The 22,411-nt window shown below is 53.8% G+C and carries 10 protein-coding genes; 3 read left to right on the forward strand and 7 right to left on the reverse strand.

The annotated features are described in order from the left end of the window. Positions 1–18 precede the first annotated feature (18 nt). Entirely contained in the window at positions 19–1,341 is a 1,323-nt protein-coding gene (locus tag D5085_14905) for a TRZ/ATZ family hydrolase (GenBank protein ID QEP44299.1), read from the reverse strand. 2 nt (positions 1,342–1,343) lie between these two features. Continuing rightward, on the reverse strand, positions 1,344–2,576 hold the full coding sequence (locus D5085_14910) for a cupin domain-containing protein (protein ID QEP44300.1): 1,233 nt from the start codon (positions 2,574–2,576) through the stop codon (positions 1,344–1,346). 152 nt (positions 2,577–2,728) lie between these two features. Between D5085_14910 and clpB the strand changes: the two genes are divergently transcribed. Next, positions 2,729–5,299 (forward strand): ATP-dependent chaperone ClpB, encoded by a 2,571-nt coding sequence (gene clpB, locus D5085_14915; GenBank protein QEP44301.1) that lies wholly within the window; start codon positions 2,729–2,731, stop codon positions 5,297–5,299. Between the two features lie 8 nt (positions 5,300–5,307). On the opposite strand, the gene D5085_14920 is transcribed toward clpB, so the two are convergent. From D5085_14920 to D5085_14940, 5 genes are read right to left on the reverse strand one after another with little or no spacing between them, the layout of a single operon-like run. Then, entirely contained in the window at positions 5,308–7,623 is a 2,316-nt protein-coding gene (locus D5085_14920; protein QEP44302.1) for a response regulator, read from the reverse strand. After that, the gene (locus D5085_14925) at positions 7,620–8,615 is read right to left on the reverse strand and encodes a sugar ABC transporter substrate-binding protein (GenBank protein QEP44303.1); all 996 of its coding nucleotides are present in this window, start codon (positions 8,613–8,615) and stop codon (positions 7,620–7,622) included. Before D5085_14925 ends, D5085_14920 begins: the two co-directional genes overlap by 4 nt. Before the next feature lie 26 nt (positions 8,616–8,641). Beyond that, positions 8,642–12,091 carry a hypothetical protein gene (locus tag D5085_14930; GenBank protein QEP44304.1) on the reverse strand — a complete coding sequence of 1,150 codons (3,450 nt, stop codon included), beginning with the start codon at positions 12,089–12,091 and terminating at the stop codon, positions 8,642–8,644. Positions 12,092–12,150: 59 nt separating this feature from the next. Next, positions 12,151–15,117, reverse strand: a complete 2,967-nt coding sequence (locus D5085_14935; GenBank protein ID QEP44305.1) for a PAS domain S-box protein — start codon at positions 15,115–15,117, stop codon at positions 12,151–12,153. After that, positions 15,114–17,528, reverse strand: coding sequence for a hypothetical protein (locus D5085_14940; GenBank protein QEP44306.1), 2,415 nt, complete (start codon positions 17,526–17,528; stop codon positions 15,114–15,116). Before D5085_14940 ends, D5085_14935 begins: the two co-directional genes overlap by 4 nt. A 171-nt stretch (positions 17,529–17,699) precedes the next feature. On the opposite strand from D5085_14940, the gene D5085_14945 reads away from it, so the two are divergent. Together D5085_14945 and D5085_14950 are read left to right on the forward strand one after the other, a co-directional pair. Next, entirely contained in the window at positions 17,700–21,365 is a 3,666-nt protein-coding gene (locus D5085_14945; GenBank protein QEP44307.1) for a response regulator, read from the forward strand. Beyond that, a complete protein-coding gene (locus tag D5085_14950) occupies positions 21,358–22,395 on the forward strand; it encodes a response regulator (protein ID QEP44308.1) in 1,038 nt (345 codons plus the stop codon). The genes D5085_14945 and D5085_14950 overlap by 8 nt, the downstream gene beginning before the upstream one ends. Positions 22,396–22,411 lie beyond the last annotated feature (16 nt).

The raw sequence follows: 22,411 nt of genomic DNA on the forward strand, positions 1-22,411 counted from the left end.
TGGTTTGCGCTCCTCATGTTAACTATTTTCCATCAATTTTTGCTGCCATACTCTAACACGAGCCAACAGATCCGCAAGATCGATGCGGGTCAGTTGGCGCTGATTCAATAGCTGCTCGCCATTAACCCAGAGATCGGTCACCTGCGATCGATCAGTGGCATAGAGCAGTTGCGATACGGGATGATAGCAGGGTTGCGACTCAATGGTATTGAGATCGATAGCAATGATATCGGCTGCTTTGCCGATCTCCAGTGAACCTATCTGCTCGGCCAACCCTAAGGCGCGGGCGGCGTTAAAGGTCGCCATCTCCAGCATATCAAACGCCGGTGCGGCAGCGGCACTGCCGCTGACCCCTTTGGCCAGTAGCGCCGCGCTCTGTAGTTCGCCAAACATATCGAGATTATTATTACTGGCACTGCCATCGGTGCCGAGGGCAAGGTTGACTCCCTGTTGGCGTAGCTGCTCTAGCGGCGTAAAGCCGCTGGCTAGTTTTAGATTCGACTCGGGGCAGTGGATAATATGCACCCCAGCTGCCGCGACTAGCTCCGTTTCATGGGGGTCGAGTTGAGTCATGTGAACCGCTACGGTGCGTTGATTAATGATACCTAACTCATTGAGTCGGGCGATGGGGCGCTGACCATAGTGTTGCAGACTTTGCTCGATCTCATCGGCGGTTTCGTGCAGGTGGATATGGATGGGTAGCTGATGGTCGGCTGAGAGTTGGGCGATCTGTGCAAACGGCTCGTTAGAGACGGTATAGGGGCCATGGGGGGCAAGCGCGGTCGTGATGAGTGGGTTGCCGGCTAACTGTTGATAGAGCGCCACCCCCTTATCGAGATAGTCGCGACTGTTTTTGGCCCAACGGGTCGGAAAGTCGATCACAATTAACCCGACGACCGCCCGCATCTTGAGGCGACTGGCGGTGGCGGCAATCTCTTCTGAAAAGAAGTACATATCGTTAAAGCAGGTGGTGCCACCGCGAATCATCTCGGCGATAGCGAGCTCGGTACCGTCACGCACAAAGTCGGGGGTGACCCACTTCGCCTCTGCCGGCCAGATATGCTGCGTAAGCCACGCCATAAGTGGTAGATCATCGGCTAGGCCGCGCATGAGACTCATCGGTACATGGGTATGGCTATTAACCAGCCCCGGTAGTAGCAGGTGGGAGCGACGGTTCACTGTCGTGGTCGCTCGATAGCGGTTAGCAACCTCTTGATAGGGCAGTAGGTCAACAATTTTGCCTTGATGGATGGCAATCGCGTAGTCGTGCCATAAGGTGTTGGCAGGTCTTATGGGCAGCACTGTGCCGGCTTCAATAATCAGATCAATTGTTTGTGTCATCGTTAACAGTAGAGCGCTCCCATGGCAAATAGTTCGGTTAATATGAGGCGGGTGGCACTATCGTCAAGCAGTGGCCGCAGTTGTGTCGCATCGAGCTGGCGCTGATTGGCGATATGACGAAACGGTTCAATAGAGCGCTGTGGGATCGCAAAGGCCTCGCCGCCGACATAGAACCAGAACTGCCCTTTATCGTGATCGTGGCGATAGATAAAACGGTAGTGTTCGCTGCGGTAGAGCGGGGTGGTGCCGTTTAACCACTGTTTTAGCGTGGTTAAATCGGGCCTCTCATCGAGTAGTGGTAGTTCGTGGCCAGTGGGTGGTTCACTCAGATAGCGCCCTAACCAGTGGCCGATCGTCGCGTTATCGAGCGGAATGTGGCGGATTAACTCGGCCATAGCGCTAATGGTTGTCTCATCGAGTCGCCCCGGCTCCTGCTGGGGTGTCAGATCGGGATCGCGATAAAAGTGATCGGTTGGCTGATTGGCAATCTGCTCGCCATAGTAGCCGGCCAGCAGATGACCGATGGCGGGGGCGCGAAACCCGACCGAGGCCGACAGCCCCGGCTGTAGCGTGACACCATGATGGGCGACGCCGGTGGGGATATAGATCATATCGCCTGGATTAAGGATGTAACGCTGCTGCGGTTCAAAGTGGCGCAAGATACGCACCGGCAGATCCTCAATATAGTCGGGTTTTGGAGTGAGATTAAGCTCCCACCGCCGTTGGCCACTTAATTGAATAATAAAGACATCGTAGTTATCGATATGGGGGCCAACCCCGCCATCAAGAGCGCTATAGCTGACCATCACATCATCGAGACGCCAGTTAGGAATAAAGTTAAACCGCTCCAACAGCGCTGCAAAGTCGGGCACATGTTGGTTCGCCTCCTGAATAAGCAGCGTCCAGCGGCTCTCTGGTAGGGTGGTAAAATCGGCGTCACTAAAGGGGCCGTGGCGCAGTTGCCAACTCTGATCGCCTAACTGCGTAATTAGCCGTGACTCGACCCCCTCATCAAGCGCTAAACCGGCCAGCTCCTCCGGCGTGAGTGGAGGAGTGAAATCAGAGAGGGCAGCGGCATAAAAGACGGGTGCCTTCTGCCAGTGATTGGCCATAAAATCGGTCGCAGAATAGCCGCCTGGAAGTGTCAATGTGTTAGCAATAACCTCAGTCATCGTGCTAGTGTTGCCATAGCTGTTGCTGCCGGTATCGTTCTGGCTCTGGTCTAGTGTTCTCATGCGGCGGAGTATAGCATAGTGAGGCAATCTTTGGTCGAGTCAGAGAGGGCGCGGGTGTGATCCACATCGTGCTTTTGCCCCGTGTTTGAATTTAACCCGTTGCGGCCCATATATTGCCAGTAGTTTCAGCTTAACCTTTGAGGTATTGTGCGATGAGAATGGATAAATTGACCGCGAAATTTCAGGCGGCGCTAGCCGATGCCCAGAGTCTAGCCATCGGTCGCGACCATCAGTTCATTGAACCGATACACCTCATGCAGGCGATGATGGATCAGGAGGGGGGCACGGTGCGCCACCTGTTAAATAGCGCTGGAGTACAGCTTAACTCACTGCGTTCGCAGCTCGGTGAGGCGTTAGAGCAGCTACCGACCGTCTCCGGTTCGATGGGGGATGTGCATGTCTCTAACGAGAGCTCCCGCCTGCTGAATATGACCGATAAACTGGCGCAGCAGCGCAAGGATGCCTATATTTCCAGCGAACTATTTCTGCTCGCTGCCGTTGATGATCAGGGCAAACTAGGCGATCTACTACGGCGTAACGGCGCAACCAAAGCGGCGATTGAACAGGCAATAGAGACGATGCGCGGCGGTCAGAGTGTCAACGATCCGAATGCTGAGGAGCAGCGCCAAGCGCTAGAGAAATATACGATTGATCTGACCGAACGAGCAGAGCAGGGTAAACTCGATCCGGTGATTGGCCGCGATGATGAGATTCGCCGCGCGATACAGGTGTTACAGCGGCGCACTAAAAACAATCCGGTTCTCATTGGCGAACCGGGGGTAGGTAAAACCGCGATTGTCGAAGGGTTAGCGCAGCGCATTGTCAATGGCGAAGTACCGGAGGGGATGCGTCATAAACGGCTGTTAGCACTCGATATGGGCTCTCTCATTGCCGGGGCTAAATTTCGCGGTGAGTTTGAGGAGCGGTTAAAAGCGGTATTAAACGATCTCTCCAAGCAGGAGGGAGCGGTCATTCTCTTTATCGACGAAATTCACACCATGGTCGGTGCCGGTAAAGCAGAGGGATCGATGGATGCTGGCAATATGCTCAAACCGGCACTAGCACGAGGGGAGCTACACTGCATCGGCGCGACGACACTCGATGAGTATCGGCAATATATCGAAAAAGATGCCGCATTAGAGCGACGGTTTCAGAAAGTGGTCATTGAGGAGCCGACCGTTGAAGATACCATCGCCATTTTGCGTGGCCTAAAAGAGAAGTATGAGGTTCATCACGGGGTTGAGATTACCGATCCGGCGATTGTGGCGGCAGCGACACTATCGCACCGCTATATTACCGGTCGGCAGCTACCCGATAAGGCGATCGATCTAGTCGATGAGGCAGCCTCCAGAATTCGGATGGAGATAGACTCGATGCCGGAGGATATGGATAGGCTCGATCGGCGGCTAATTCAGCTTAAAATTGAGCGCGAAGCGTTGGCCAAAGAGTCCGATAACGCCTCCAAAAAACGCCTTAGCGATCTGGAGCAGGAGATTGGCAAACTAGAGCAGGAGTATGCCGACCTAAACGAAATCTGGAAAGCGGAGAAGGCCTCACTGCAAGGCACGCAGCAGATTAAAGAGGAGCTAGAGAGGGCACGATTAGAGCTTGAAACGGCACGACGGGCGGGCGATCTGGCCAGAATGTCGGAGCTACAGTATGGCCGTATTCCCGATTTGGAAAAATCGCTACAGATGGCCGACGATCAACAGCTACTAGAGACCAAACTGCTGCGCAATCGGGTACGGGATGAGGAGATCGCCGAAGTCGTCTCAAAATGGACTGGTATTCCGGTCGCTAAGATGCTCGAAGGGGAGCGCGATAAACTGCTGCGCATGGAGCAGGCGCTCCATAAACGGGTCATTGGACAGGATGAGGCGGTCAATGCAGTCGCCGATGCAATTCGGCGCTCCCGTTCGGGGCTAGCCGATCCGAACCGTCCTAACGGCTCCTTTCTCTTTCTCGGCCCGACGGGGGTGGGGAAGACCGAACTTTGTAAAGCACTAGCAGCCTTTCTGTTCGATACGGAAGAGGCGATGGTACGAATCGATATGTCGGAGTTTATGGAGAAGCACTCAGTCTCCCGCCTTGTCGGTGCCCCTCCGGGCTATGTCGGCTATGAGGAGGGGGGCTATCTTACCGAGGCGGTACGGCGCAAACCCTACTCGGTCGTGCTACTCGATGAGGTCGAAAAGGCGCACCCCGATGTGTTTAACATTCTACTACAGGTGCTCGATGATGGCCGCTTGACCGATGGCCATGGCCGCACGGTCGATTTTCGTAACACGGTGATTGTGATGACCTCAAATCTCGGTTCACACCTAATTCAGGAGATGGCGGGGGATGAGCACTATACGCAGATGAAATCGGCGGTACTAGAGGTCGTTGGACAGCACTTTCGGCCCGAATTTATTAACCGAGTCGATGAGGTGGTGGTCTTCCATCCACTGCTAAAAGAGCAGATTCACGCCATTACCCGAATTCAAATTGAGATTTTGCGCCAGCGGCTGCACGAGCACGGTATCGGACTAGAGTTGACTGAAGCGGCGCTAGATCAGCTCGGTGAGGCCGGCTTTGATCCTGTCTATGGTGCCCGTCCCCTAAAACGGGCGATTCAGCAGCAGCTTGAAAATAGCCTAGCTAAAGAGCTGCTACAGGGGCGCTTTATGAGTGGCGATACGATTAAGATCTCAGTCGAAGAGGGGGGATTACGCTTCGACTGACAGGGGGGTTACGGTGAGGAGGGGAGCCAGAGGGTGAGAATCTGCTGAATATCGGCCGCCGAGACCGGTTTATTGAGATGATCGTTCATACCCGCGCGCAGACTCTTATCGCGATCCCCCTCCATCGCGTTGGCCGTCATGGCGATCACCACAATCTCATGGTTAAGTACACTTGATGAGGGCGAGCGAATCGCCGCCGTCGCTTGATAGCCGTCCATGATCGGCATTTGACAATCCATAAAGACTAGATCAAAGGGGGTTTGGCTTAGCTTCTCTAACGCCTCAGCACCATTTTCGGCTATCTCAACGGTTAGCCCTAGCGTCTCTAAAATCCCCCTCGCAACCATCTGATTGACCAAGTTATCCTCTACCACCAACACATCGCCCTTAAGGCAGGCGCGAACCTCTGCGATGGGGGGGGAGACCGCTGGCGGGGGGGGGGGCGCCCTGAGAACCTGTTTTAGCGCAATGGTGAACCAGAAGGTGCTACCGACATTAGGCTGACTCTCAACACCAATGTTACCCCCCATCAGCAGCACCAACTGTTTACTAATGCTTAGTCCTAGTCCGGTACCACCATATTTACGAGTGGTAGAGCCATCGGCTTGGGTAAAGCGCTGAAATAGCTGCGCCTGCTGCTCTTTGGTCAGACCGATACCGCTATCGCTGATCGAGAAGCGGATCCTCACCTGTGTCGGGGTGTGCTGTTCAATACGGTAGTCGATAGTGACCGAGCCTTGAGAGGTGAACTTAATCGCGTTACCGATAAGGTTGGTCAAAATTTGCCGAATGCGGCCAGGATCTCCTAAAAAGTAGTTCGGGGCGCTCTTAGAGGGGGCGTTAAAGGTTAACCCCTTCTCGTTTGCCTTGTGGCGCAGGGTTGAGCTAATCTCATCAATAAGGGCATTGAGATCGAACTCTATCTCCTCAATCGTTAGCCGACCGGCCTCGATTTTACTAAAGTCGAGAATATCGTTAATAATCGCTAGCAGCGCTTGGGCGCTCTGTCGGATAGTCTTCGCCTGCTGTAGCTGTTGCGGATCGAGTGGGGTGGTGAGCAGTAGATCGGTCATGCCGATCACGCCATTCATCGGGGTGCGAATCTCATGACTCATATTGGCTAAAAATTCGCTTTTGGCGCGATTAGCCGCCTCAGCATCGTAGCGGGCCTGTAGCAGATGTTCGGCGGTCTGTTTTTGAATCGCCAAGGTTTGTAGGTGGCTATTAAAGCCGCTGACCAGATCGGCCATCACATCGCGAGTAGGGGGGATGGGGAGCGGTGCAGGGGGCTGTTCCGGATGCTGTTTTAGTTGCTGAAACCCAGAGGAGACCCCTTGCACCGGCGTGATAATCTGTTTATGAAATCGTAGCAGAATTAAGGCGATAACCACTAAACCGATGCTAAGTAGCGTCATGCCAACCTGACGCAGTAGCTGTACCGGTTCGAGTAGCTGCTCGCGCGGCTGAATGAGCGCTAAATAGCTGTTAATAGAGGGCAACGGCAGGGGAGTGAGAATCACCGCTTCGCCATCAAGGGTTAACTCGTGCCCCCCCTGATCGCGGGTACGAATCAGCTCAAATAGGGATGGGTTGAGTGCGGTTCCCTGTAGGCTCTCCTTGCTGGAGTGGAATATTAGCTGGCCACGGCTATCGAGCAGCAGTAGCTGTAGTGTCTGTCCGAACTGGGCATCTCGTAGGTAGTCGCGAATCATCGCATCATTCAGATTAATCACTAAGAGCCCAACCACATCGGACTGGCCGGTAATGGGGGAGAAGTGGCGGATCTCGCGGGTGATCACCACCACCCTCTGATGGCCCGAGGAGGTGTTGATATTGGGATGAATACCGTGCCACAGCGGCTGTTTGATCGCCTGCTCGGTGATCTGAAACAGTTGTTGTAGCCGTTCGGTATCAATTAAATCGCTGTGGAGTAGGGTATCGCCGACATGAAAGTGGCGCCCTTGACGGGAAAAAAGATCAATCGAGACCAGCCCTTTGAGCCGAATATAGCTATTTAAGATATATCCGACTTGAGCTTGGGTATTGAGGGCGTTAAAGGGGCTGCTCTGCACCGAATCGGCATGGCGCAGCGCCTGGCCGATGGTCTCGTTACCGGCGATATTGGCGGCTAGATCCTCGATTTGGGAGGCGTAGAGATTGAGGTAGGCCTTAAAGTCGGTGGCTAGCCGCAGATTATACTCTCCGGCCTGATCGATAACGATGCGGCTAGCAAAGTGAAACGCACTTACGCCAAATAGAATGAGTGGAATCACCCCCGCCGCTAGTAGGTAGCCGAGCAGACGGCGGGTGAGGCTTGATGTCATGGCAGGGTGTGGCTGGTAAGCAGACGAGTTTCGATCATCACTTCGTTAGCAACAGGCTCGCCCTGTAGCCGCTGCACGGCTAGTTTTATCCCTTGATAGCCCTGCTCTGCCGCCTGCTGATCGACCGTCGCGGCGAGCCGACCTTGGCGAATTTCGGTTATCGCCTCCTCTAGGGCGTCATAGGCGGCTACTTTGACCTCGGTTAGGCCGCTCTCTTGCAGCCAGGTAATCGCCCCGAGCGCCATCATATCGTTAGCAGCAAAGAGCAGTTTAATCTCAGGATGGTCGGCAAAGAGCCGTTTGGTCACCTCATACCCCTCATCAATTTTCCAGTTGGCGCTCTCGCTCGCGACTAAGCTTACGAGTGGGTTATCGGCAAAGGCGCGTTTGGCACCGAGCATCCGTTGGTGGGCATTATTGGCGCTACGAATCCCCTCCAAAATCGCCGCTTGTGTCGGCTCTGTGACCTGATCGGCGATATATTTGGCCGACTGATAGGCCGCCTGCTGGTTATCGACACTAATGAAGGGGATAGGCGCCATACCGCTAGCGGCGATCTGCGCCGCATCGAGGCGATTATCGATATTCACAATCACCACCCCCTGATCGGCGGCCTGTTTTAGAACTGGAATGAGCCGCTGTGAGTCGCCCGGAGCGATCACGATGGCATCTATCTGCTGCTGGATCAGATCTAGGACGATCTGAATCTGCTGCTCAATAGAGGTCTCCTGAGCGGCTGTTTTGACATGGAGCTGAATCGTCAGCTCTCGCTCTGCCCGCCGCGCCCCCTGCTCCATCGCGACAAAGAAGGGGTTGGTCAAGGTCTTCATCACTAGGGCGATTTGGGGACGACTCTCCGGCTGTTGCGGTGAGGCCTGCGGTGGGTGGCTCTCTGTCGTGGTTAGAGTGGGGCTGTTACTCTCACCGCAGCTAACTAGGAGCAGCAGCGGTAACAGCAGTGGAGCGAGAGCGAGTCTGATCGTGGTTCTCATGGGGTTTATCCTTAGTCGGTGATGGTCTATTGATGGATAGGATCTGCGCCGAGCGTACCGTGCAGTCGTTGTAGATAGGCCTCTGAGGCGACAGTATCTATCATCTGTTGCGATCGCTGCAACTGTTGCAGTAGGTAGTCGCGGCTCTCCAGATCGGAGAGTGGCTGTTCAGCGAATTTCTGCTCCAGATAGTGGTGGTTGAGCTGCCATAGGGCGATATCGCGCTGCTGTTTAAGCTGGAGTCGCCTCTGGTACCAGTCGCTCGCTAGCAGCGCTTCGCGACTAAAGAGTTGGCGAAAGGGGGGCGACTCGATCGTCATCCCCTGATAGTTACCATAGGCCATGATGTGGAGTAGTGCTTTAAGGGGCGGGCAGGCGTCCTCAATGGTGCCATCTTCGAAGTAGGCTTGGGCGACCCGCTGCTGCGCTTCGACAATATTGTTAATGCCATCGATATAGGCCTCCCTATCTTGGCTCTCTGGTTGCAGCAGCGACTCATCAACGGTTAACATCGGCGAGTCGAAGATTTTGCCAAAATATTTAAACACAAAGTCACTGGTAATACGATAGCCGAGGCGGCTGGCGAGAATGGTCTGCCCTTCGTGTTCAAAATCGTTTAACTTCTCCAGATAGCCGTTGTCGATGAGATAGTCGGGCTCCCGCTCTGACGGCGGAATACGGCACCAAATTTCGGGAATTAGCATACTAATATCGTGGTCAATACGGCGGCGGTGGCCGATATAGCCTGCGGCTGTGGTAAAGCCGGCGTGGCCGCAGAGGATATAGGCGACGAGGGCGTTATTGAGATCTGCGGTAGCCGAGAGGTTATTAAACGGCCCCTTGGTGAGCGCCCCCTCAGAGCCTGCCCCAGTCGTGGAGGGCGATTTGCCGGTAAGACTACAGATGAGTTCGGCAAATAGCTCCGGCAGCTCCTGATAGTGGATCGGGTTATAGACCGCTAGAGGCCGAATGCCCCGTTTGCGGTCAATTGGATTGTTGCGCCGCCCCTGTAGTACCGCATCGACTGGAAATAGGACCGGCTGCTCCGGTGTGAGTGAGCGGGAGAGTCGGGTGCCGATTTTAGCGAGATAGAGTGACCGAGGCTTGGCCAGATCGGGGCGATACTGTAGATAGCGCATATTGGGGCTCGGCTTGCCGTTAACGATGCGCGGGTGGGCAGAGGAGACAAAGTAACACCCCTCACTATCGTCGGCTGCCTGTCGAATGAGCTGCTGCATCGGCGGGGTATAGTCATCGAAGCTGACAACATCATCGATTAGCTTCTTAGCATCGGTCGGGGTGAGCGGCTCAAAATTGGAGATGAAGTTGTTATTTTCGGCCAGATCGTGCTCTGTCTGCTTATCGAACCCACGATGAATCGCATCATCAGGGCGCTGAAATAGGCGTGTTTCGCAGTTGTGAATAAGTTTAATACTGCTATGCCTGTCGCTATCGAGATTGAGCTGGCCACTAAGGTAGCTCTGCGGAATGACGGTTGAGACAGAGATATCATCCTCCATCTGCACCTTTTCCGCAGCGACAAAATCTTGTCGTAGCTTATAGATGCGCCAAGTGCCGTCACTATGGGTGCCAAGGCGTAGATAGCTGGTGGCGAGGGTGCGGCCATTAAACTTTAGCTCATGGCCCGGCATCCCGTTTATCTCATCGACGGTAAAGTGTTTGCGCCAGTCGCCCTTCCATTCGGCCTTATAGAACCGTTTGATAATGAAGATGATCGCCAAAATTCGCTGCGGAATTTCGCGTAGCCAAGCGTTGTACTCGGCGCTATAGATAGTCTCGGATGGGGTGAGTAGTTTGATGACCGAACCGAGACTACGGGAGGTGTCGAGTAGCGATCGCTCATCCTCAAAGGAGGGGTCGAGAAAACGGTGGCGATAGTCGTGATTTAAAATCTCATCGATACGGGCAAAATCTGCGTGAATATCGCCAACGATAATCGGCCCTGAGAGCATCGAGTCCTGAATCGATTTGGAGATCTCCGACTTTCCGCCGCCAGAGACAGTGCTAGGTTTGTGGCAGAAGGTTCCCTCACCAAGGGTGCCAATGAGGCGCCAGCTAGGGGCGTGAGGGTGTTTGTGTAGCTCGACCCGAAAGCCGGTTGGGTAGATATAGGTCTCATTAGCCCGCAGTTTTAGCCGCTGTTTTAACCCCTTTTGGTACCAGTTGATCTCCATTTTGGCCATATCGATGCGGGCGTTTTCGGGGAGGTAGAGGATATCGCTGTAGTGGCGATCGCGGGCGTACCCCTCCGGCTCAACGGTAATGTTATCCTCAAGCTGCTCGCAGAGAGTGGTAAAGGTGTGCTCGGAGCTGAGATCGTCGCGTAGATCCGGCATGTAGATCTCACCCAAATTGAAGCGGGGGAAGGCGAGCGCTCCGCCGGCGTGCTCCTCTTCGCTGCCACCGAAGAGGTTGGCCGAGTAGCTAATTTGCGACTTAATCTCTTTTTTACTATAGCCGTAGTAGTTGTCGGCAATGAGGGTGACTACCACGCCACGACTATCGCGGCAGACAATTTTAAAGGCGTTACCGTCGTTATAGAGCTCGCCCGGCTTTTGCCAGCACATCCCGTCACGGCGCTGGCGTTCGGTCGCCTCATCGTAGTGAGGGAGCCCTAGCTGCTCTTTAGTCAGGCCGGTGAGATGGGGGGCGAGAATGATACAGCCGGTGTGGCCAGTCCAGTGGTCGATATCGAGCGCGGCGTCGTTTTCTGGCAGAAAGGGGTCGCCGCCGTTGCCAAAGATCGACTCTACAAAATCGAGGTTAGAGACTAAGCTGCCGGGGGCAAAGAAGCGAATTTCGAGGCTCTTTTGCGGCAAGATACCCTCAACTTCGGGGCGAACCACCGGTCGCAGTAACATGGAGACCCAGAGGTGGGCTGGCGCATCGGTACCGCTCGATAGGGGCAGTAGCATCAGCTCATCGGGGGGTTGCAGGGCTCGGGTTAATAGCTCGCTATAGGCTTTGACGGGAACGGCTTTCTTATCGGCCGGAACTGGCAGTGGCCCTTCGACAATATGGAACACCCCTTGCGTGGTGCGGCGATCACTTTTAGGGTTATGTAGCACCCCTTGGCGAATGCGGTACGACTCTAAAAGTGGCGATTTATAGTGATTTTGATCGGTCGGTAGCGAGAGCTCCCGCGCTAGCCCAGCTTTAATCAGGGTAAAGGTATCGCCCGGCAGTTCAATTTGGAGAGGGATACCGTGTTCATCAAGATAGCTGCTGAGAAAGTTCTGAATGCGTTGGTCGGCTGGGCAGCGATAACCGGAGCTAGCGAGCAGACGGCGGTGCTGACCATAATTTTTGAGTAGATTATCGATAATATCGAGAAACTCGACATCATCGCCAAGGTGGCATGGATGGCCTAGCGCGGCTAGCTGTAAACATATTAGCTTTAAGTTATTCTCTCGTGTATTGGCATCAAGACACGGATTGGCTGTGTTGGTGGACATCAATAGTTCCTTAGGTCTGTTTTGCAAAGTCGATACTCTACACCAATCCGAGCGATAGATTAACCCTGTGGAGGGGGGAGGCCTAGCTGCTCGGCCACAGCAAAGAGAAAACTGTCTATCTTATCGGCAAGGGTGTTGGTCAGAATTGCGATATCGCTATCTGCTGCGTTGGCGGCTAACTGTAGCGCTTTCGCATCGCGGTGGAGCTCTTTGGCGTAGAGAAACCCCGCCACACCGGCAAAGCTGTGGCTAATCGTGGCGATATCGTGTCGGTTTGACTCGGCGACTGCGCAACGCAGCTTGGCGGGAGTTCCGCTGTGGTGTCGTAGTAGCTTGGTAAGCAGCTGATTAATAAAGGCTGTACGGCGATTGAAGTGGTGCAGCAGCGCCTCTCTATCGATAAAGGGATCGATTGGCCACGCCCTATCGGCATCATACTCATCAATCTTATCAACCTTATCAACCTTATCAACAGTTGCCGCAGGGGAGAGGGGCGCGGTGGCTGGCCGATGTTGCAAAATCAGCCGCACTAAATCGTCGCGCAGCACCGGTTTGGGGAGGTGAGCAACCATGCCGCTATTCAGACACGCTTGGCGATCTTCGGCCATGGCGTGGGCGGTGACACCGATGACCGGTAGCTTGGGGTAGGCCTGTTGTAGCTCTCGACTCAGTTGGTGGCCATCCATAATCGGCATCTGAATATCACTTAGGACTAATTGCCAATGGTCGGGGCCGTGGTGTTGAATGAGCTCTAACGCCCTTTGACCCTGCTCTGCAAGGGTGACAGCTGCCCCCTCCTGCCGTAACATATCGTCTAGCACTAGGCGGTTAACCTCGTTATCCTCCACCACTAAGATATGTAGCCCTCGCAGCGGTTGGGAGGGTAGGGGGGCGAGCACGGGTGGCGTGTCGCTACTCCCGTTACCGTCACCACTGTCGGCACGAGTGAGCGGTAGTTCGATTCGAAAGCAGCTCCCCTCACCAACACGGCTAGTTACCGTCATCTCTCCTTGCATCAGTTCAATGAGGTTTTTGGTAATGGTCAGCCCAAGACCCGTCCCCCCAAAACGGCGGGTAATGCTGCCATCGGCCTGTTCAAAAGCGCGGAATATCAACTCTAGCTCTGTTTTGCTCATGCCGATGCCGCTATCTTCAACCACAAAACAGAGCCCTTTAGGCTGTGGGGTGATGCTCAATGCAACTCGACCCCGTTCGGTAAACTTAATCGCATTAGCGAGTAGGTTGAGCAGAATTTGGGTTATTCGCAGCGGATCGCCAATCCAGTCGGGGGGGAGGGTCGGATCGAGCGTTATCGTCAACTGTAGCCTTTTGCTCTCTGCCTCCCTATGGCAGCTAAGGTGCAGATGTTGCACCACCTGCTCAAGGGAGAAGTGGGTAGCGGTCAGTTGCAGCTTGCCCGCTTCGATTTTAGAAAAATCGAGAATATCGTTCACAATCGCTAGTAGGAGCTCTCCAGAACGGTAGAGCTGTTCAAATCGCCGCCGGTTGTGCTCCTGAGCCTGAGTATGGTTCCCTTTTATGCCGATCTGGGCGAGTCCGAGAATACCATTGAGTGGGGTACGAATTTCGTGGCTCATATTGGCTAAAAACTCACTCTTTAGCCGAGCATACTCTTGGGCCTGCTGTAACGCCTCTTGCAACTGCTGTCGATTCTGCTCTAGTTCGGCAGTTCGGGCACCCACCCGCTGCTCTAATGAGGCGTTGAGTTGGCGTAGCTGTTCGGCGTTGTGTTCGCGCTGCTGTTCGATCTCCTTGCGGCTAGAGATATCGCGGCAGAAGCCGTAGAAGAGACCGCCCGATTCGGGGTGGTAGGCGAGGCTGATCTCGACCGGCCAGAGCTGCCCCGAGCTCTTTTTGTGCCAGGTCTCAAATACTGTCCAGCCCCCATTCAGCACTTGGTGGATTCGTTGACGAATCTTCTCCTGATCATCACAAGCATCGAGATCTTGTATCTGGAGCTGCTGTAGTTCAGAGAGGGTGTAGCCCGACTGCTGGCAGTAGCGGCGGTTACCCTCTCGAATCGAACCATCGGCATCGACTATTAAAAAGCCGTCGCTCATCGTTTCGAGGATCTGCTGTAGCAGCCTTTCTCGCTGTCTTAGGTAGTCGGCCTGTTGATGGTGCTCAATAATGGTACTTAAAACCGCAGCGATGCTATCGAGAAAGATCTCCCGTTGCGGATCGGGGGTGAAATCGATCGGCAGATAGAGCACCATCACCCCTAATAGCTTCTCCCCGGCAAGTAGCGGAATATTGTAGTGGCCATGGTCGCTCATCCCCTCAAAGCGAGTCTCGTGGCGCTCATCGACGCAGTTAGCAAACTGCCACTGCCTAGTTGCGGCGGCTCGACCACAGAGGCAGTGACCAAAGGGGACTTTGGCACAGAGGGTGCTGATTTTGTCTGAGAGGCGGTTACCGGCGACTAGAACTAATTCGTTGTGATCGTTATCGGCGATAAAGATAGCGCCGAAGGGGAGTAGCGATAGCCACGAAACCGATAGTAGTCGATTCAGCGCCTGTTGCAAAATATCGTTAAGCGAGGCGTGTTGAAAGGTGAGCTGCTGAATGGCATGCAGAATCTGCTGCTGGGAGTGGTTAATTTCGGCCCGTTCGAGGCTCTGTTGCAAAGAGGTTAGATCGCGCCAGACGCAGTAGAGTAGCGGCCGTTGCTCCAGCTCGATGCAGCTTAGGGTCACCTCAGCGGTAAAGGTGGAGCCGTCGCGTCGTTGATGAACCCAGTGGAAGCGGTGACACCCCCGCTCTAGGGCGAGCTGGTTCATAGCGAGTGCTTTATCGACGGAGTGTTCGCCATCGGGTTGATAGGGGGGCGATAGCGCTGCCGGCGGGGTATTGATTAGCTCGCTTTTGTGGGCGTAGCCGAGAATCTCAACTGCGGCGCTATTGCAATCGATAAAGAGGTTGTTTTCGAGCAACCAAGCCGGATCAGGCAGCAGATTAATCAGCCCGGTTAGCTGTTGCCGAGTGGTTGTCAACGGTGCCTTCATCTGTCAAAAAGCAGAGGCGCTAGCCTCTCTAGGGCAGCATCAAAATCGAACCGATTTAGCTGTGCGCTGATCTCCATTAACGGCGATTCCAGTTCGGTCTCTGTGAACTGAGAGAGCAGTGTGGCCGCCAGTTCGAGCGCATCGGTGAGGTTACCCTGACTATAGTCTCGTAGCTGCTCTAGTTGAGGGAGAAGTGCAGCCCATTCAGCCGATGACAGGGGGCGCTGTCGCACCAGCGCTGGTGTTGAGGGGGGGCTCTTCGCTGTGCGCTCTGAGTCTAACTCTCCCTCTCTATAGCGTTGCAGCGGCAGCGCGACATGAAAAAGCGCCCCCTGCTGTGGAGCCTGCTCGGCCCAAATCTTCCCCCCCATCAGCTCAAGTAACTGCTTAGAGAGCGCCAAACCGAGCCCAATTCCGCCATGGCTACGGGTGCTGGAGTTATCGAGTTGACTAAATAGCTGGAATAGGTGCTCAATTTCGTCCTGTTTAATGCCGATACCGTTATCTTCAACCGTAAAGTGGAGCGTCACTGTCGTCTGATCGCAGTGGAGATGAGAGACTTTGAGGGTAATGGTGCCGCTAGCGGGGGTAAACTTCACCGCATTGGTGCCGAGGTTGAGCAGAATCTGTTCAATACGCGCAACATCACCAATGAAGGCATCAGGAGTCTGGCTATCGAGCTGTTGTTGTAGTCGTTGATGCTTCTCTAATGCCCGCGGCAGCAACTTCTGCTCGACATCAGCCATGAGCTGTCGTAGCGAAAAGGGGTGGGGTATTAGCTCCAGACTTTGCGTATCGAGCCTAGCGTAGTCGAGTACACTGTTGACGATACCAAGTAGCTGATGGGCAGAGTTGATAATGATATCGAGCTTACCCCGCTGCTCCGAGGTTAATTTTTGATCGTAACGCAGCAGTTCGGTCATGCCGATAATACCGTTAAGAGGGGTGCGTAGTTCGTGACTCATCACCGCGAGAAAGCGGCTTTTGGCAATATTGGCCGATTCGGCGGAGAGTTTTGCCTCAATCAGTGAGTTGGTGCTACTCTCTAGCTCCCGCGCCATGGTGTTAAAGTTACTTGAGAGGGTATCGATTTCGTCGATCCCCACCAGTGCTAGCTGCTCCGATTTAAAGTTAGCCTGTAGCGTTTGGGTCAACAGGGAGAGCTGCTCAATCGGGGTGGCGATCAGTTGGGTTAAACGGTGCGACTTGTGTAGTAGGTAGAGAAAAAAGAGGATATAGAACAGAATCATAGCGCCAATCGCTAGATAGCCAATGGTGTTACTTAGCTCTTTTAAGCGGGTAATGGGGGCAAAGACCTTCTCGGTCTCAATGAGCGAGATGAGTCGCCAGCCGGTCTCAGAGACGATCTCTTGGCTGACCAGATAGTCGGTCCCTCTAATCGGAAAGGTCGCGATATGGCCCTGGCTATCAAAGAGCGCTTTAAAAGGCGCGGCGTAGTCACTCTGATGGAGGGTGAAGATGTTGTAATCTTTGGGCTTTTCGATGGTCTCTAATATCGCTTCGCTATAGGTGTGACCTCGTAGTTCAGTGAGCCCTAAAATCGTCTCGGCGCGATCTTGCATCGCTAAAATGGTGCCTTTGTTATCGACCATAAACACCACGCCACTCCACGGTAGATGGATATCGAGAATATGCTGTACAAAGGCATCGATAGTGACATCAAGCCCGCTCACCCCCTCCAGAAAGTCGCCGCGATAGATAGGGGCGATGAGCGACACCATCCACCCCTGTCCGGCAGGATCGAGATAGGCGCCCGTCCATACCGGCTTTCGTTCTGGGTTATGGTCGGCATCGGCTTCGTAGTAGAAGTTGTAGCTGCTGATATCGATAGCGGAGCCGTATTGACCTGGGGCATCTGGCATATAGGGGTAGATACGATTAAGGTTATCGTGGGTATTTAGGTAGGCTTGGGTAATGATGGGGCTGATATCGACAATCGCTTTGAGCAGTGGATCGAGGCTTTCGCTGCAACGAAGTTTACGCTCTATGGCAGCGTCAACGACTGTGGTGGCGGAGAGGTGGATCGAGGCTCCCCCATTATCGACCACTTTATAGTGGGAACCATTAGGGTGGCGGGCAAATAGCGCCTCACCGTTGGGAAGGTAGCAGCGATCTTCGGCTGCGAAGAAGTGTTGGTGATCACGCTGCATCATTAGCGAGAGCCGGTTCGCTTCGCGCAACTGGGCATTGATAGCGGCCACTTCGCGGGAGGTGATCTCCTGAATATTGTGCCGAGCCTCGTTTAGCAGTGTTGATTGATTTTGATCAGCGATATAGGCGTTAATGCCGAAATAGAGCAGCAGCAGTACCACCTCTATGGTAAAGATGGGAACTAGCGAGCTGCTAAGATAGTTACGATAGATAAGAGAGTTTATGCTTTTGCTATCCATTTAGGTGGGCTCTGCTAGGGGCTATTTTGGAAAGGGGGAACTAGGTTCACCCGACTATTAAATATTATCAGAATAACGCTATTTTGCAACTTTAAGATATCGGCCTTGTTCACCATCTCCCCCCCTCTCCTGCCGGGTAAAATTGAACAATAATGATAAAAGCGCTATAATTTGAACTTTAAATTGGTACAAAACGGGATATCCACCACCATGGCTGCACTGACATTTCGCCAAAAGGCGATTTTAACCATAACATTGTGCCAGATCGCGCTGTTGCTACTGCTGCTCTATATCCTGCTCGGGGCGCTCGATTCGAGTAACCGCTACCACCTTGAACGAGAGGTGCAGATGAGCGCTGAGCAGTTGGCGATATCGGTGACCGATGCGGTGTTAAGTCGTGATCAGGCGCGACTTGAGTGGGTAAGCGCTGAGATGGTAGCGCGGCTGCCGCTGGCCTACATCGCTATTTTTGATGCTCGCAATGAGCTGCTAGCTAACCAAGAGTCTCCCTTGATTAGCGACAATATCCTCAAAGCCGAAGTGGCGGTGAGTGTGGATAATAGTCGTCTTGGCAGAGTTGAGGTGGGGCTCGATAGCTCGGCAACGACAACCTTTTTGGCTCAAACGCACCTACTAGTCTATGGCATTGCCCTGATAGGGTTGTTGGTTATGAGCGCACTGTTACTGACCATTAGCCATCGCATCGTCACTCAGCTTAAAGCCTTTGTCGAAACGGCACAGCGAATTGCCGCAGGGGAGGAGGGGGTCGCTTTTCCGCTATCAGATGACTTTGAGCTGTGCCAAACCGCCACAGCGCTCAATCAGATGTCGGAGCAGCTACCGCGGGATAACCTGCTGCGCCGCGAAGCAGAGCAGGCGCTAAGGGAGAGAGAGCAGCAGCTACTCTATGCACTACAGGCGACCGGTGAGGGGGTGTGGGACTGGAATAGCTGTACAAAGTATGTGAGCCATAATCAGCGCTGGTGTGAGCTGCTGGGGATAGATGATCGCTACCTTGAACATGAGTTGGGCTTTTTTGTGGCCCATATTCACGAAGCGGATCGAGAGAGGGTCTGGGACGCCGTGGCGGCGGCGATCGAGTCGGGAAGGGAGTACTATAGCCGACACCGACTGCTGCGGGGGGATGGGGCAACGATTTGGGTCGAGGATCGGGGGCAAGTGGTGGAGCGACACGGTGAGTGCGTGCGTATGGTCGGTAGCATTCGCGACATTACCCACAATCAGATGATGGAGCAGGAGCTTAAACATGAGCGCAGTCTGCTGCGAACCATTCTCGATACCAGCCCTGTCGGCATTGTCATTACCATCGGTCAGCGGGTGAAGTTTATGAATCGTCAGTTGATGACCCACTTTCCGCTAAAATTAGAGCAGACGCTTGATAAGCTGTTTGTCGATCCCCACCAGCTAGCCGCCTTCAATATCGCCATGACTGAAGAGGATAGAGCCCGCGATATGTCGGTGCAGCTCTATAATAGTCAAGGGCAGATTCGGGAGCTGATTCTCAACGGTTATACCATCCCCTATCAGTCGCAGTTGGCGGTACTCGGCTGGCTAGTCGATATTACGCCTATTAGGGAGGGTGAAGCGGAGCTTATGCAGGCCCGAGATCTAGCCGAGGCGGCGACGCGGGCTAAATCGGAGTTTTTGGCCAATATGAGCCACGAAATCCGCACACCGATGAATGCGATTTTAGGGATGAGCTACCTGTTACAGCGTACCGTGCTCGATTCGGTGCAGCGGGAGCAGCTAGAGAAGCTACACACCTCCGCAGAGCAGATGTTGGCGCTATTAAACGATATTCTCGACTTCTCTAAAATTGAAGCGGGACGACTGACGCTAGAGGAGAGCGAGTTTAATCTGCTGGCGCTGTTCGAGAACCTAGCCGATATGATGAGCCATCAGGCCGATCAAAAAGATCTAGAACTCCTGTTTGAGCTCGATCCCCACCCCCTCTATCTACGCGGAGATTCACTCCGCTTAGGGCAGGTGCTGCTCAATTTAATCAATAATGCCATTAAATTCACCACTGAGGGTGAGGTGGTGGTGGGGCTGAAGATGCTGGAGCAGAACGATAGTGAGGTGGTGGTTCATTTTAGTGTCAAAGATAGCGGGATCGGCATTAGTGAGTCGCAGCAGCGGCGGCTGTTTCAGTCGTTTAGTCAGGCCGATGGCTCGACCACCCGACGCTTTGGCGGCACGGGATTGGGGCTGGCTATTAGTCAACGCATTGTGGAGCTGATGGGGGGAGATATTTGGCTCGAATCGGAGTCAGGGGTCGGCTCTGCATTCCACTTTACTGCCCGTTTCAAACCCGCTAACCACGATAGGCACGAGATGGGTTTTAGCTATGAACCGCTATCGCTGCTGCTACTAGAGCCGAATCGACGAGCCCGCACCTACTTTACCGAACGGCTACAGCAGGCCGGCCATACGGTTACCGCAGTGGAGAGCTGTGCTACGCTTGCGCAGCTGCTACAAACGCACTCGGCTAGCGCGTGGCAGCGCTTAATCGTCGCCTGTGAGGCCGATAACCGTTGTCAACAGCCGCCTTGGCGACTATCGAGCGATTTACCACCGATTCTCCTTTTAAGTCGCGGCGAGTGTCTGCTCTCAGAAGAGGCGTTGCAATCGGTCGTACTACAGCTAGCTAAACCGATTCACCCGCAAAAGCTGCTCTATGCTGTCAGCCATCTACAGTCGCAGACCCCATGGGACGAGAGTGCGAGTGAGGGTGATACTCTCGATCAAAGCAGGGCCAAACTAGCCGGTGCCCACCTGCTAGTGGCAGAGGATAACCCAATGAATCAAGAGATATTGACCAGCTTTATGCATCAGATCGGGGTGCGGGTTACTTTGGTCAATAATGGCCAAGAGGCGCTACAACAGCTACAGCAACAGTCATTTGATGGCGTATTAATGGACTGTATGATGCCGGTGATGGATGGCTATGAGGCGGCGGCCGCGATTCGTCAACAGCCGCAGTTCGAACAGCTACCGGTGATCGCGGTGACAGCTAACGCGATGGAGCAAGATATTCAGCGTGCGCTTGCGGCGGGAATGAATGCCCAGCTCTCTAAACCGTATGATCCTGCTCAGCTCTACCACATTTTAGCCGCGTGGATCACTCCAGCTGAGCCGTCGTCAGCGAGTGCGCTCGCACAGTTAACCCCCTCAGATTTAGGCGGGGCAGAGCCGAAGACGCCACAGCTCAAACAGATCGATACCGCCACTGGGCTACGCTATATTCAAGGCGATCAGCGACTCTATCAGGCGGTGTTAAAGCGGTTTTATGAGATGTATGCCGACTTTGGGCAAGAGATAATAGCCAGTTTGCAAGGTGATAAGGGGAGCGAGGAGCGTTTGCGTCGGCTCCATACCCTAAAGGGGATGGCAAGCCAAATAGGTGCAATTAAGCTAGCCGAACTAGCCAGAGCCGCCGAGGTAAGCTGCCGTGATAACGAGGAGGAGGGGGAGGTGCAGCGCCATATTGCGGCGCTGCAACAACCACTTGCGGCGGTATTAACCGACATTACCCAGCTACTCAAGGGTGCAAGAGAGCTCTCGCCAACGGTTGCGTTTGATCTCCCCTCTATGTTTGAACAGCTAGCCCAGTTGCGGCAGCTATTATTGGAGGCCGATACGGCCGCTTGCGATACCATTGCCACACTAGCCCCGCAACTAGGGGAGGGGAGGGGAGCGGTGAGCGTCGGTTACAGACGGCTGCAACGGGCGATATCGCAATTTGATTTTGAGCAGGCGCTCGAATTGACAACTATCTTGACTGAGCAGCTTAGGGAGAGTGACCTCAATGGATAAGCCAATGATTTTAGTGGTGGATGATACACCGGATAATATTAATCTAATTAGCGGTATGTTGCGGCGTGACTACCGAGTTAAAGCGGCAACCTGTGGTGAGCGGGCGTTAGCGATTGCTGCCGCATCGCCCATGCCAGATCTCATTTTGCTCGATATTATGATGCCAAAGATGGATGGCTATGAGGTCTGTCGTCGTCTAAAACAGAATCCGCTAACCTCAATGATTCCAGTGATCTTTGTCACCGCTCTAAACGAAGCGAATGATGAGCGGCGCGGTTTTGAACTAGGGGCAGTGGACTATATTACCAAGCCGATTAGCGCTCCAGTGTTAGAGGCGCGGGTGCAGAACCATCTGGTGCTGCATAACCAGCAACGAGAGCTAGAGCGACAGGTACAACAGCGCACCCGCCAGCTACATCAGAGTCGATTACAGATTATTCGTCGCCTTGGGCGAGCCGCCGAGTTTAAAGATAACGAGACGGGTATGCATGTTATCCGTATGAGCCACTATGCCCGACTCATCGCCGAGGCTAGTGGCGCGAACAGCCACTGGGTGACGCTACTTTTTAATGCCGCACCGATGCACGATATCGGTAAAATTGGTATCCCCGATACCATTTTGACCAAAAATAGCGCCTTTAATGAGGAGGAGAGGGCGATAATGCAGCGTCATCCCGAAATTGGTGCCGAGATTATTGGTGATTGTGAAGGCTCGGAGCTGTTAGCGCTCTCGCGTGAGGTCGCCTTAACCCACCATGAGTGGTGGGATGGTCACGGCTATCCTGCCGGTTTAAGCGGAGAGGATATCCCGCTATCGGGGCGCATCGTGGCGGTTGCCGATGTTTTTGATGCCCTAACCTCGTTACGGCCCTATAAAGGGGCTTGGTCGGAGGAGCGGGCGATAAGCTATATTCGTGACCATGGTGGCACACAGTTTGACCCTGAGATAGTGGGGTACTTTGACGATGTTTTGCCACAAATTTTAGAGATAAAACATAGTTATAGTGACAGTTTGGAGTCGATAGGATGATAGACGAACTCTCAGC

This window comes from Ectothiorhodospiraceae bacterium BW-2, from assembly GCA_008375315.1.
In the GTDB taxonomy this organism is placed as follows: Bacteria; Pseudomonadota; Gammaproteobacteria; order Thiohalomonadales; family Thiohalomonadaceae; genus BW-2.